Origin of the sequence: Enterobacter sp. BNK-13, from assembly GCF_048685015.1 — a bacterium.
GTDB classification, from domain to species: domain Bacteria; phylum Pseudomonadota; class Gammaproteobacteria; order Enterobacterales; family Enterobacteriaceae; genus Enterobacter; species Enterobacter quasiroggenkampii.
Window position 1 is genome coordinate 2,792,490 of the sequence record NZ_JBLQTP010000001.1, and the last position, 12,294, is coordinate 2,804,783.

Below are 12,294 nucleotides of genomic sequence, written 5' to 3' on the forward strand. Positions count from 1 at the left end.
ATTAACCATTGAGCCCCGTGGCAAAAGGCTCTATATTGGCGGCGTTTTTTTCAGGCCCCATCTGTTTTTTAACTTTTTATTCAATCGTGGCTCATAACGAAGCGGCGGTTGTAGGAGTGATATGATGACGGATAAAGTCCGTATTGACACCGTAGATGCCCACAAAAGCAACGAAACCTATCTGGCCCGTCAGGCCGAGTTTGAATCTAACGTCAGGAGTTATCCGCGCAAACTGCCTTTAGCCATCACTAAAGCAGAAGGCGTGTGGATCACCGATGCAGATAATAAAGAATACCTTGACTGTTTAGCAGGCGCAGGGACCCTTGCGCTTGGCCATAACCATCCTGATGTGCTGAAAAGCATCCAAAATGTCATTACCAGCGGCTTGCCGTTACATACTCTGGATCTGACGACGCCTCTGAAAGACGCGTTTTCCGAATACCTGCTCTCTCTGCTGCCTGGTCAGGGCAAAGAGTACTGCCTGCAGTTCACCGGTCCATCCGGTGCTGACGCCGTTGAAGCGGCGCTGAAGCTGGCGAAAAAAGTGACCGGCCGTAGCGGTATCATCAGCTTCTCTGGTGGTTACCACGGCATGACCCACGGCGCACTGTCCGTGACCGGCAACCTGTCTCCGAAAGAAGCGGTTGACGGTATGATGCCAGAAGTCCAGTTCATGCCTTACCCGCACGAATACCGCTGCCCGCTGGGTATCGGTGGTGAAGCGGGCGTGAAAGCGCTGACGTACTACTTCGATAACCTGATCAACGACGTTGAAAGTGGCGTGCGTAAGCCTGCTGCGGTGATCCTGGAAGCGGTTCAGGGCGAAGGCGGCGTGAACCCGGCTCCGGCTGAGTGGCTGCAGCGCATCCGTAAAGTCACTCAGGAACACGGCATTCTGCTGATCCTCGACGAAGTTCAGGCTGGCTTTGCCCGTACCGGTAAATTCTTCGCCTTCGAACACGCTGGCATTGAGCCAGACATCATCGTGATGTCTAAAGCCGTCGGTGGCGGTCTGCCGCTGGCCGTGCTCGGTATCAAAAAACAGTTCGATGCGTGGGCGCCAGGTCATCACACCGGTACCTTCCGCGGCAACCAGCTGGCGATGGCCACCGGTCTGACGACGCTGAAAATCCTGAAAGATCAGAACATCGCAGGCAAAGTGGCTGCACAGGGCGAATGGCTGAAAGGCCAGCTGAAAGAGATGGCGAAACGTTATCCGATCATCGGCCACGTGCGCGGTCTGGGCATGATGATCGGTATTGAGATCGTTAAGCCACACGAAGCCGCTGACCACATGGGCTGCTTCCCAGGCGACGGCGAGCTGTCTGCACTGATTCAGAAGAAGTGCTTCGAAGCCGGTCTGATTCTGGAGCGCGGTGGTCGTAACGGTATCGTTCTGCGTCTGCTGCCTTCTCTGCTGATCAGCGATGAAGAGCTGAAGATCTTCCTGGATAAATTCGAGCAGGCACTGCTTGCTGCGGGCGTTCGCCCGGCGTAACCGGAGTTGTTGATTACGATGTCTGATTCAAACCCAATTTTGTTCTCCTCTGCGCAGAGCATTGAAGCTTACCAGCAGGCGATTGAACAAAGCACTCAGGCTGTGATGCAGTGGCTGAAACAGCCTGAGATGTACCAGGGCAAAACGGTCGCGGAACTGCGCGACCGTATTAAGCTGGATTTCAACCCGAAAGGGCTGGGCAACGAAGCGGCGATTGAACGCGCCGTCGAGTTCTTCCTGAAAGACAGCCTGTCCGTTCATCACCCGCAGTGTGTGGCGCACCTGCACTGCCCAAGCCTGGTCGTAAGCCAGGCGGCGGAAGTGCTGATCAACGCCACTAACCAGAGTATGGACTCCTGGGATCAAAGCCCGTCCGCAACCATCATTGAGATCAAACTGATCGAGTGGCTGCGTACCCGCGTGGGTTATCAGGCTGGCGACGCCGGTGTCTTCACCAGCGGCGGAACCCAGAGCAACCTGATGGGCCTGATGCTGGCGCGCGATGCGTTCTTTGCGCGTCAGGGTCACTCCGTTCAGCAGGACGGCCTGGTGGGCGATCTGCGTAAGATCCGCGTACTGTGCTCCGAAAACGCGCACTTCTCCGTGCAGAAAAACATGGCGCTGATGGGCCTGGGCTACCAGTCCGTGGTGCAGGTGAAAACGGACGAATTCTCCCGCATGGATCTGACCGATCTGGCGGCGAAAATTGAGCAGTGCAATGCGAACGGCGAGCAGATTCTGGCGATCGTCGCGACGGCAGGTACCACCGATGCCGGTGCTATCGACCCGCTGCGTGCGATTGCAGAGCTGGCGGCGAAGCAGAACATCTGGGTACACGTTGATGCAGCCTGGGGCGGCGCGCTGCTGATGTCTGAGCAGTATCGTCACTACCTGGACGGCATTGAGCTGGTGGATTCCGTAACCCTGGACTTCCACAAGCAGTTCTTCCAGACCATCAGCTGCGGCGCGTTCCTGCTGAAAGAAGCGCGCCACTATGAGCTGATGCGCTACCAGGCGGCTTACCTGAACTCTGAGTTCGACGAAGAAGCAGGCGTGCCTAACCTGGTCTCCAAATCTCTGCAGACCACCCGTCGTTTCGACGCACTGAAGCTGTGGATGAGCCTGGAAGCGCTGGGTCAGGAGCAATACGCGGCGATCATCGATCACGGCGTGACCCTGGCACAGCAGGTTGCGGCCTACGTGAAATCGCAGCCTGCGCTGGAACTGGTTATGCAGCCGCAGCTGGCAAGCGTGCTGTTCCGCTTCCGCGGACAGGTGCAGACGGATGAAGCAGGTATCGCCCTGCTGAACCAGAAAATTGGTGACGCACTGCTGGAATCCGGCCGTGCAAACGTCGGTGTGACCGAGCATAACGGCGTGACCTGCCTGAAGCTGACGCTGCTGAACCCAACCGTGACGCTGGAAGATATTAAAATCCTGCTGTCTCTGGTTGAACGTACCGCGCAGGAAGTTCTGGCTAAGTAATACAAAACCCCTCTTCCGCCGGGAGAGGGGTTATTTTTATTCGCCTGCCCACCACATCCTTAATTTTAATCCCCAGTAGCTCGTCCAGCCCGTTGTGGTACTGACCACGTTTCCCTTCGACACAACCACCAGCGTTGGCGTGACGCTCACCTGCCACTGCTGCGACAAAGCACCGTTTGCATCGTTAATGACCGGCATTTTCAGCTGTTTCTTATCAACCCAGCGCTCAAGCTTTGCGTTGTCACCGGAACGCATGGCGATACTCACCACGTTCCCGCCCTCTTCTGCCAGTTGATTAACCGCAGGCGTCGTGTAGCGGCAAATGCTGCACCAGGTCGCCCAGACGTAGATCAGCAGCGGACGATCCTGGCTGAGCGCCGCAATATCGTGAACGTTGCCGTCGATACTCGTCATCGGCGTTGCACTAAAACTGGCGGGGAGTGTCGGTTTTCGGTATTGATCCACACCCCACACCACGGCCAGCGTCAGCAGAACGAGTATTATCCCTTCCCGCGCCCAGCGGCGCAGTCGATTGATTTTGCGGTTATCCATTGTGACCTCATGTTTTAATGGAGGTCATCTTAACGGGCAATACGCCATCACGCTGTAAAGAAGTGTCGCGCCAGGGTTACTCCGGGCTATAGCCGTAATCGTAATAGCTGTACCCCGAGTTGTAATAGAGCGCGGCAGATTTCACTATGTCATTGAGGATCGTGCCACTCACCTGCACGCCCATCCGTTCCATACGCTTAAGGCTGGTCTCGATCTCTTTAACGCTTGTTTTACCAAAGCGGGCGACCAGCAGCGTGGTGGCGGCGGCTCTGGCTATCAGCAAAGCATCCGTGACGGCAAGCACAGGCGGAGTGTCGATAATCACCATGTCATATCGCTTTTCAATCTGCGACATTATCCCCTGAAGGCATTCACTCATGAGCAGATCGACGGGATGGGCAGGTTGAGGTCCGCAGGTCAGTACATCAAAACCGCCTTTTTCGAAGCGTTGAACCGCCTCCTGCCACTCGACCGTTCCGTCGAGCACGCTGGACAACCCCCGCTGATTATTCAGCCTGAACACGTTGTGGACATAACCCTTGCGCATATCCGCATCAATAAACAGCACCCGCTGTCCGGCCTGCGCCAGAATCGACGCCAGCGAAGAACTGACCAGCGTCTTTCCGCAGTCCTGCGTGGGGCCAGACACCACGACAATCCGGTTTGTGGTATCCATCATGGTAAAATGCAAACTGGTGCGCAGCCCGCGTATCGCCTCGACAAACGAATCAGCCGGACGATCGATGGGCAGAAAAGGCACGTTGGCTATCTTGTGCTTCCAGTGGGAAGTAAACAGGTTTCTCCTGCGCAGGTGCGTTTTTTTCCATAACCATGCCGAGCGCGGAAGCGTCACCAGCAGCGGCATTCCGAGCTCATCCAGTTGTTCTGACGACGTAATGCCCCGCTTAAAGGCTGAACGCACTAAAACCGTTCCGGCAGAAAGTATCAACCCCATCAGCATACCAAACACGATAATGAGTGCTTTGCGCGGTTCAACCGGAGCTGGCTGCGTCATGGCCGGGTCAATGATCCGCACGTTCCCGATCGCGCTGGAGCGCGAGATGCTCAGCTCTTGCTGACGTGTCAGCAACTGCATGTATACGGTACGCCCGGATTCAACGTCACGACTCAGACGTAATATTTCCTGCTGCGTGGAAGGCATGGATGACACGCGGCTATTCAGGCGTGCGCGCTCCCGTTCAAGGGTTTGTTTCTTCTCCCGTAAAGCACGGTAGGTCGGATGATCTTTTTTGAACAGCTGAGAGACTTCTGCTTCGCGAAATATAAGCTCGTTAAGCTGATTTTCCACGTTAACCACCTGATCAAGCACCGACTTTGCCTCAAGAGATAAATCGACCGAATCGCGCTGCTCTCGGTAAGCATTCAGTCGTGCCTCGGCTTCATTCAGTTCGAGACTGATTTTAGGTAACTGATCCTGTAAGAACGCGAGGCTGCGGGAATCTTTAGCCTCCTGGCGCGCAATGTTCTGGCTGAGAAAATGTTCAGCAATCGAATTAAGTATCGTGGCGGTCTTGTCGGGATCGTCGCCCGTTAGCGTTAAGGCGATCATACCGCTCTGTTTCGCCGACTCGGCAATCGTAAGTCTGCTCTGAAGGGCGTTGATCGCGTCAAGCCTGGTCACGGTGTTGAGGGTAAATTGCGTTCCCGGTACCGCACTGAGGGATGTCACAAGAAGCGATACGCCCTCTTTAACCAGCGCTTTCCCGACAACGCCCTCTGCCTCAAGCGTTTTCCCCTCAAGATGATATCGCCCCTGCTCCTGAACGGTGAGTAAAAGCGTTTGTGGCTCACCTTCCACAAGGGGAATATTCAGCGAGCCAATCGTGATTTCCGCCGGTTTGCGGCCCTGCACGTGCTGCCAAAGCGCCCCGATAACGGGGAACATGCGCTGGCTAACCTCGTAGGTCAGCCCTAATTGATCAACGGTCTCGCCGAGGACCATCCGTGACTTGAGGAGTAAAAGTTCTGGGGCGACATCGGGTGAAAGATCGGGCCTGAACGACGTCAGGTTCTTGAGCAGCGCGTTGCCCTGCTTCGCTTCGACCTGCACCAGGGCATCAGCCTGATAAACTGGCGTAGCGCTCAATGCGTAGATCCCCGCACACACCGTAAACAGAAGTGTCACACACGCGATCGTTACCCGGTGATCGAACATCTCAGCAAGCAGCTGAATAAGATCCATTTCGTTATTCTGCGGCGTCGCAGCACGATATTTGTCTGATTGAGAAGACGACATTACGGCTTCATTCCTTGTTAACTTAAACGGCAGGCCCATTCCTGACGGGCTTTTCCTGATTGCCCGAAAATGGCCGCTCACCAATCGGTGAGCGGCACATATTGCCGGTGCAGACCACTAAGATTGAAGGGAACATTACTGCGGCCACGCTCTGATGTTACGAACGGTTTCGGTCAGGTCATGTACGCCACTGATGGTGGGTACCAGCTGGGAGATCACGCGATTCCAGCGTGATAGCGGTGCCGTGGTGACGTAGACAATGTCATACGGCTCAAGCTGAAATTCCGTGCCCAGCACCATGGCTGACGCATCTTCCGCATTCAACTGATAGATATTGGCGATTTTGTTGGTGTCGCCTTTTTTCGATACCTGCCGAATAACAAAAATGCCGGTTGCATCGGCCATATTTTGGTTAAGCCCCCCGGCATTCCCCAGGGCCTCGGCCAGCGTCATGCCGCTACGATCCATCTTAAGCGTGCTCTGTTTAATCACTTCACCCATCACGAATACCTTCAGCGCGTCGTTCCGGGGGACAAACAAGATATCGCCAGGATAAAGCAGCTTATTTTGGGTCAAATCGCCATGCTGCATCAGGGCATAGAGGGAAAGGTGCGCGTCCTGTCCATTATGTGTGAGCACGATGTTACGCCAGTCGGCATCCGCCGAGAGCCCACCCGCAGCGTTAACCGCGTCCATCACCGTCAACGGAATATTGGTTATCGGTTGTTGCCCTGATTTTTCCACCTCACCGGTGACGTAGGCTTTTTGTGAACGGAAGGCGGCAACGCTGACGTCCACCTGCGGGCTCTCAATAACGTTATCCAGTCGAGCCGTAATCTCGTCGCGTACCTGTGAAACCGTTTTTCCTGCTACCCGCAGTTTACCGACATAGGGATAAAAGAGCGTGCCGTCGGCGTTAACCCAGTTGCCGGCATCGCTCGCGCTACGATATTGTCCTGCCGGCGTCGTTAATTCAGGGTGATCCCAGACGGTGACCGTCAGGATGTCACCCGTACCAATACGGTATTCCCAGCGTTTGATCTGCTCATCCAGATTAGGATTTGCCTGAGATTTCGACACGGGCGGACGCAGTTTTTCAATCAGTTCCGGCGTCAGGGGAAATATTTCCACGCGCTTTTCGAGCTGATAATTTGCCTCTTCCTGCGAAATAACGTTCTTCCCGGACACAGTTAAGTCCTGGCCTGGTGAAAACATACACCCCGTTAACTGACTCATACTCAGAAATAAGAGCGAAAATGCAGTTGTACTTTTCATTAATATAAATATTTCTTTTCAACGTTGCGTTTATCGTCAAGCCTGTAAAAAGACTTTAGCTAACATCATGAAATTTAATAGATTACTCTTTCCTGGAGTGAAATTGCTGGCATTATAAAACGCACTCCACCCGCTTTCTAAAAAGCAGAGCCTTTGCCTGGTCTTGTTAAAAAATGGAGGTAAGCACGCTGCACTCGAAGGCGATATTAAATGCTCTTCAGGCGGAAAGCATTCGCATCGCTTTCTAACTTTGATATGAAAAGTTATTTTCAGAATTAATAAATGAAATGATAAATATTAAAAATATAAGACACTGGCAATATTCCCGACACTGATAAACATCATGCAATTGGGCTACACAAAACCGTCCACTTTTGTTACATTTTTTTCAAACATACCCTGCGTTGATACTTAAAATGGAGTGTCTGCTTCGCTTTGCACGACCCGCAGACGAAAAGTATCTGTAACGATATCACTGGAGAAAAAATGGCTAAGCGTAAACTGCTGCTTCTGGGTGTATTACTGTCTCTGGCGGGATCTGCATTCTCTGCCCCGCAAACGGCCGCTGCACCCTCCGGCATCAAGGCCTATGAAGAACAAGAGTTCATCGCTGACTTCACGAAATTCAAGATTGGCGACACGGCGCCGGCGCAGTATCAAACGCCGGAGTACACCATCAAACAGTACCAGCTGCGTAACCTGCCGGCGCCGGATGCCGGAACCCACTGGACCTACATGGGCGAGAATTACGTGCTGATTGGCGATGCGGATGGCAAAATCTACAAAGCCTATAATGGAGATATTTTCTATCACCGCTAATACCATCCTGATCCGCCCCTGGCAGGAAAGCGATCGCCCTTTCCTGCGCACGCTCTTTCTCCACGCCCGGCGTGAAGCCTGGCCATGGCTGGACAGTTCAGACTGGCAGCTTGAAGACTTTGACGCGGCCACTCGTGACGAAGTGATTTGGGTTGCCACGCAGAACGGCCATCGACTGGGTTTTGCCTCCGTCTGGACGAACGATAATTTTCTGCACAACCTCTTTGTTGACCCGCAGTATCAAAGCCACGGCGTCGGGAAAATGCTCCTGGAACAGGTGCAGAAGACGTTTACCAGTACGGGTTCGCTTAAGTGTCTGGTGAAGAATGCGCGGGCTGTCGCGTTTTACCAGCGGCACGGCTGGCACATTGAGGCGACGGGGGAGTCTCCGGAGGGAGAGTATTATTTGATGCACTATCGGTTGGGTTAAAGTCGGGTGGCGGCTTCGCCTTACCCGACCTACGTGATAGTGGCAGTTGTAGGCCGGGTAAGCGAAGCGCCACCCGGCAATTCAACGCGAAGGCGTTACACCGCGCGGAACGCGATTTCGCCCGGGATCACTTCGCCCTGCCAGTAAAGCTGCGCCGCAACGCGACCGGCCAGCTGACGATACATCTCTGCAAATTCGCTGTCCGGACGGCTGACCACCGTCGGCTTGCCGCTATCCAGATCTTCGCGCAGGGTAATGTGCAGCGGCATCTGTCCCAGCAGTTGGGTGTGATACTTCGCGGCCAGTTTTTCTGCGCCCCCCGTACCGAAGATAGGTTCGTGGTGACCGCAGTTGCTGCAGATGTGCATGCTCATGTTCTCCACGATACCGAGCACCGGCACTTCCACCTTCTCGAACATTACGATGCCTTTTTTGGCGTCGATCAGCGCGATATCCTGCGGCGTGGTCACCACAACGGCTCCCGTCACCGGAATGTTTTGCGCCAGCGTGAGCTGTATATCACCGGTGCCCGGCGGCATGTCCAGAACCAGATAATCCAGATCCGGCCACATCGTCTCCTGCAGCATCTGCAGCAGCGCTTTGCTGGCCATCGGGCCGCGCCAGACCATGGCGTTATCGTCAGTCACCAGGTAACCGATAGAGTTGGTCGCCAGACCGTGCGCCATGATCGGTGCCATGTGGGTGCCGTCCGGTGAGGTTGGACGCTGGTTTTCCGCACCTAACATATTTGGAATAGACGGACCGTAGATGTCGGCATCCAGAATACCGACCTTTGCCCCTTCCGCTGCCAGCGCCAGCGCCAGGTTTACGGCGGTAGAGGATTTCCCCACCCCGCCCTTGCCCGAGCTGACGGCAATGATGTTTTTCACGCCGTTCACGCCAGGCTGGTTTTTCACGCGTTTCAGCGTGGCAATGCTGTGGCTCAGCTTCCAGTCGATCGCCTTCGCGCCGGTCATGCGCAGCAGCTCAGAGCTGGTCTGCTCTTTCAGCGCGTCAAAGGCGCTGGTCCAGACGAACGGCATCTGCAGCTCAATGTGCAGCGTATCATCCAGCCAGGCAACGTGGTGTAACGCTTTCAGCGTAGTGAGATTATGCTTCAGGGTTGGATGCTGAAAGTTAGCCAGCGTCCCGGCGACCATTGCTCGTAAGGCTTCCGGTGATTTGGCCTGGGATTGAGAACTCATCCCGACTCCTTTGTTCTTGTGAATAAGACCTTAGATGAACAAGTTTACCTGAAAGGCCGTGGTTTGTGCTTACTTAATAATGCCCCTTTTGGTAATATCAAAAACCCTTTTCACAGTTAAAAGAAGTAATGCCTACTATGACTCAAGTCGCGAAGAAAATTCTGGTAACGTGCGCACTGCCGTACGCCAACGGCTCAATCCACCTCGGCCACATGCTGGAGCATATCCAGGCTGATGTCTGGGTCCGTTACCAGCGAATGCGCGGCCACGAGGTTAACTTCATCTGTGCGGACGATGCCCACGGCACGCCGATCATGCTGAAAGCGCAGCAACTGGGGATCTCCCCGGAGCAGATGATTGCCGAAATGAGTCAGGAGCATCAGACCGATTTTGCTGGCTTTGACATCAGCTATGACAACTATCACTCCACGCACAGCGACGAAAACCGCGAGCTGTCGGAGCTGATCTACACCCGTTTGAAAGAGAACGGTTTTATTAAAAACCGCACCATCTCTCAGCTGTACGATCCGGAAAAAGGCATGTTCCTGCCGGATCGCTTCGTCAAAGGCACCTGTCCGAAATGTAAATCCCCGGATCAGTACGGCGATAACTGCGAAGTGTGCGGCGCAACCTACAGCCCGACCGAGCTTATCGAGCCAAAATCCGTGGTTTCCGGTGCCACGCCTGAGATGCGTGACTCCGAGCACTTCTTCTTCGATCTGCCGTCCTTCAGCGAAATGCTGCAGGCGTGGACCCGCAGTGGCGCGTTGCAGGAGCAGGTGGCAAACAAAATGCAGGAGTGGTTCGAATCTGGCCTGCAGCAGTGGGATATCTCCCGCGATGCGCCGTACTTCGGCTTCGAAATCCCGAACGCACCGGGCAAATACTTCTACGTCTGGCTGGACGCGCCAATCGGCTACATGGGCTCCTTTAAGAACCTGTGCGACAAGCGTGGCGATACCGTAAGCTTCGACGAATACTGGAAGAAAGATTCCACTGCCGAGCTGTACCACTTCATCGGTAAAGACATCGTTTACTTCCACAGCCTGTTCTGGCCGGCCATGCTGGAAGGCAGCAACTTCCGCAAGCCAACCAACCTGTTTGTTCACGGCTACGTGACGGTGAACGGTGCCAAGATGTCCAAGTCCCGCGGGACGTTCATCAAGGCCAGCACCTGGCTGAACCACTTCGACGCGGACAGCCTGCGCTACTACTACACCGCGAAGCTCTCTTCCCGCATCGACGATATCGACCTGAACCTGGAAGATTTCGTGCAGCGCGTGAATGCGGACATCGTCAACAAGGTGGTGAACCTGGCGTCACGTAACGCGGGCTTCATCGCCAAGCGTTTTGACGGCGTGCTTTCTGCCGAACTGGCCGATCCGGCGCTGTATAAAACCTTCACCGATGCCGCCGCTGCGGTTGGCGAAGCCTGGGAAAGCCGTGAATTCGGCAAAGCGATCCGCGAAATCATGGCGCTGGCCGATGTTGCCAACCGCTATGTGGACGAGCAGGCCCCGTGGGTGGTCGCGAAACAGGAAGGCCGTGACGCCGACCTGCAGGCGATCTGCACCATGGGTCTGAACATGTTCCGCGTGCTGATGACCTGGCTGAAGCCGGTTCTGCCACAGCTGGCAGCCCGTGCTGAAGCGTTCCTGAACACGGAACTGACCTGGGATGCTATCCAGCAGCCGCTGCTCGGCCACAAGGTCAACACCTTCAAAGCGCTGTACAACCGCATCGAGATGAAGCAGGTTGAAGCCCTGGTGGAAGCCTCTAAAGAAGAGGTGAAGGCAGCAGCGGCACCGGTCACCGGCCCGCTGGCAGACGACCCGATTCAGGAAACCATTACCTTCGATGATTTCGCCAAAGTCGACCTGCGCGTGGCGCTGATTGAAAACGCGGAGTTCGTGGAAGGCTCTGACAAGCTGCTGCGCCTGACGCTGGATCTGGGCGGCGAGAAGCGTAACGTCTTCTCCGGCATCCGTTCAGCCTACCCGGACCCGCAGGTGCTGATCGGCCGTCAGACCGTGATGGTCGCCAACCTGGCGCCGCGTAAAATGCGCTTCGGCATCTCTGAGGGGATGGTGATGGCTGCAGGCCCTGGCGGGAAAGATATCTTCCTGTTAAGCCCTGACGAAGGCGCGAAGCCGGGTCAGCAGGTGAAATAACAAAAAAGCCGGAGATTATCTCCGGCTTTTTTTTGCCCGGCGGCGCTACGCTTGCACGGGCCTACGGGTTTTGTAGGCCGGGTAAGGCGAAGCCGCCACCCGGCTAAACATCACGCCTTCGGGTGATGCACCCGGTGGGTCAGCCCGCGCAGGAAATTACGCAGAAACTGGTCGCCGCACTCGCGGTAGTTTTTATGATCCGGTGCGCGCATCATAGCGGTCACTTCCGGCACGGATACGCGGAATTTTTGCTCGGTCATGATCGCCACGATATCGTCCGTTTTCAGCGAGAACGCGATACGCAGCTTTTTCAGCACCGTGTTGTTGTTCACGCGACGCTCCAGCGCCAGCTCTGGTGCGGCCGGATCTTTGCCACGCTTATCGTAAATCAGGCCGTTCAGGAAACCCGACAGAATGATGTCAGGGCAGCGGACAAAGCCCTCTTCGTCTTCTTTGGTCATCCACGTGTCAAAACTCGCAGACGTGGATTCCATATCGGACAGCGCAAGAATGCGCACCATGTCGTTATTGTTCGCTTTCAGGGTGTAGCGCAGGCTACGAAGAATATCGTTACTTAGCATAGAGCCTTCGAATGTCGATGA

At 55.0% G+C, this 12,294-nt stretch carries 11 protein-coding genes; 5 read left to right on the forward strand and 6 right to left on the reverse strand.

Translation table 11 applies throughout. From position 1 onward, the window contains the following. Positions 1-121: 121 nt before the first annotated feature. On the forward strand, positions 122-1,498 hold the full coding sequence (locus tag ACMGGQ_RS13575) for a diaminobutyrate--2-oxoglutarate transaminase (RefSeq protein WP_420290168.1): 1,377 nt from the start codon (positions 122-124) through the stop codon (positions 1,496-1,498). 18 nt (positions 1,499-1,516) lie between these two features. Next, entirely contained in the window at positions 1,517-2,983 is a 1,467-nt protein-coding gene (locus tag ACMGGQ_RS13580) for a pyridoxal phosphate-dependent decarboxylase family protein (RefSeq protein WP_045908652.1), read from the forward strand. A 36-nt stretch (positions 2,984-3,019) separates the two neighbouring features. Here the strand turns inward: ACMGGQ_RS13580 and ACMGGQ_RS13585 are convergent, their stop codons facing one another. The 4 genes from ACMGGQ_RS13585 to ACMGGQ_RS13600 form a co-directional block, all read right to left on the reverse strand. Then, the gene (locus ACMGGQ_RS13585; RefSeq protein ID WP_420290169.1) at positions 3,020-3,535 is read right to left on the reverse strand and encodes a protein disulfide oxidoreductase; all 516 of its coding nucleotides are present in this window, start codon (positions 3,533-3,535) and stop codon (positions 3,020-3,022) included. A gap of 76 nt (positions 3,536-3,611) precedes the next feature. After that, the gene (locus tag ACMGGQ_RS13590; RefSeq protein WP_420290170.1) at positions 3,612-5,792 is read right to left on the reverse strand and encodes a polysaccharide biosynthesis tyrosine autokinase; all 2,181 of its coding nucleotides are present in this window, start codon (positions 5,790-5,792) and stop codon (positions 3,612-3,614) included. 22 nt (positions 5,793-5,814) lie between these two features. Next, positions 5,815-5,928, reverse strand: coding sequence for a hypothetical protein (locus tag ACMGGQ_RS13595; protein ID WP_205246186.1), 114 nt, complete (start codon positions 5,926-5,928; stop codon positions 5,815-5,817). Continuing rightward, a complete protein-coding gene (locus ACMGGQ_RS13600; RefSeq protein WP_420290171.1) occupies positions 5,928-7,067 on the reverse strand; it encodes a polysaccharide export protein in 1,140 nt (379 codons plus the stop codon). Before ACMGGQ_RS13600 ends, ACMGGQ_RS13595 begins: the two co-directional genes overlap by 1 nt. 486 nt (positions 7,068-7,553) lie before the next feature. Between ACMGGQ_RS13600 and ACMGGQ_RS13605 the strand changes: the two genes are divergently transcribed. Both ACMGGQ_RS13605 and ACMGGQ_RS13610 read left to right on the forward strand, forming a co-directional pair. Beyond that, on the forward strand, positions 7,554-7,886 hold the full coding sequence (locus tag ACMGGQ_RS13605) for an RcnB family protein (protein ID WP_008500887.1): 333 nt from the start codon (positions 7,554-7,556) through the stop codon (positions 7,884-7,886). Next, positions 7,837-8,316, forward strand: a complete 480-nt coding sequence (locus ACMGGQ_RS13610; RefSeq protein ID WP_048028256.1) for a GNAT family N-acetyltransferase — start codon at positions 7,837-7,839, stop codon at positions 8,314-8,316. The genes ACMGGQ_RS13605 and ACMGGQ_RS13610 overlap by 50 nt, the downstream gene beginning before the upstream one ends. Positions 8,317-8,411: 95 nt before the next feature. Here the strand turns inward: ACMGGQ_RS13610 and apbC are convergent, their stop codons facing one another. Continuing rightward, on the reverse strand, positions 8,412-9,521 hold the full coding sequence (gene apbC, locus ACMGGQ_RS13615) for an iron-sulfur cluster carrier protein ApbC (protein ID WP_045908656.1): 1,110 nt from the start codon (positions 9,519-9,521) through the stop codon (positions 8,412-8,414). A gap of 137 nt (positions 9,522-9,658) precedes the next feature. Between apbC and metG the strand changes: the two genes are divergently transcribed. Further along, a complete protein-coding gene (gene metG, locus ACMGGQ_RS13620; protein WP_420290172.1) occupies positions 9,659-11,692 on the forward strand; it encodes a methionine--tRNA ligase in 2,034 nt (677 codons plus the stop codon). Positions 11,693-11,802: 110 nt separating this feature from the next. On the opposite strand, the gene ACMGGQ_RS13625 is transcribed toward metG, so the two are convergent. Further along, the gene (locus tag ACMGGQ_RS13625; protein WP_008500891.1) at positions 11,803-12,273 is read right to left on the reverse strand and encodes a DUF1456 family protein; all 471 of its coding nucleotides are present in this window, start codon (positions 12,271-12,273) and stop codon (positions 11,803-11,805) included. Positions 12,274-12,294 lie beyond the last annotated feature (21 nt).

Coding starts and splice junctions, on each gene's coding strand:
- ACMGGQ_RS13575 (WP_420290168.1), top strand. CDS start 122: ATGATGACGGATAAAGTCCGTATTGACACCGTAGATGCCCACAAAAGC.
- ACMGGQ_RS13580 (WP_045908652.1), top strand. CDS start 1,517: ATGTCTGATTCAAACCCAATTTTGTTCTCCTCTGCGCAGAGCATTGAA.
- ACMGGQ_RS13585 (WP_420290169.1), bottom strand. CDS start 3,535: ATGGATAACCGCAAAATCAATCGACTGCGCCGCTGGGCGCGGGAAGGG.
- ACMGGQ_RS13590 (WP_420290170.1), bottom strand. CDS start 5,792: ATGTCGTCTTCTCAATCAGACAAATATCGTGCTGCGACGCCGCAGAAT.
- ACMGGQ_RS13595 (WP_205246186.1), bottom strand. CDS start 5,928: ATGTTCCCTTCAATCTTAGTGGTCTGCACCGGCAATATGTGCCGCTCA.
- ACMGGQ_RS13600 (WP_420290171.1), bottom strand. CDS start 7,067: ATGAAAAGTACAACTGCATTTTCGCTCTTATTTCTGAGTATGAGTCAG.
- ACMGGQ_RS13605 (WP_008500887.1), top strand. CDS start 7,554: ATGGCTAAGCGTAAACTGCTGCTTCTGGGTGTATTACTGTCTCTGGCG.
- ACMGGQ_RS13610 (WP_048028256.1), top strand. CDS start 7,837: ATGGCAAAATCTACAAAGCCTATAATGGAGATATTTTCTATCACCGCT.
- apbC (WP_045908656.1), bottom strand. CDS start 9,521: ATGAGTTCTCAATCCCAGGCCAAATCACCGGAAGCCTTACGAGCAATG.
- metG (WP_420290172.1), top strand. CDS start 9,659: ATGACTCAAGTCGCGAAGAAAATTCTGGTAACGTGCGCACTGCCGTAC.
- ACMGGQ_RS13625 (WP_008500891.1), bottom strand. CDS start 12,273: ATGCTAAGTAACGATATTCTTCGTAGCCTGCGCTACACCCTGAAAGCG.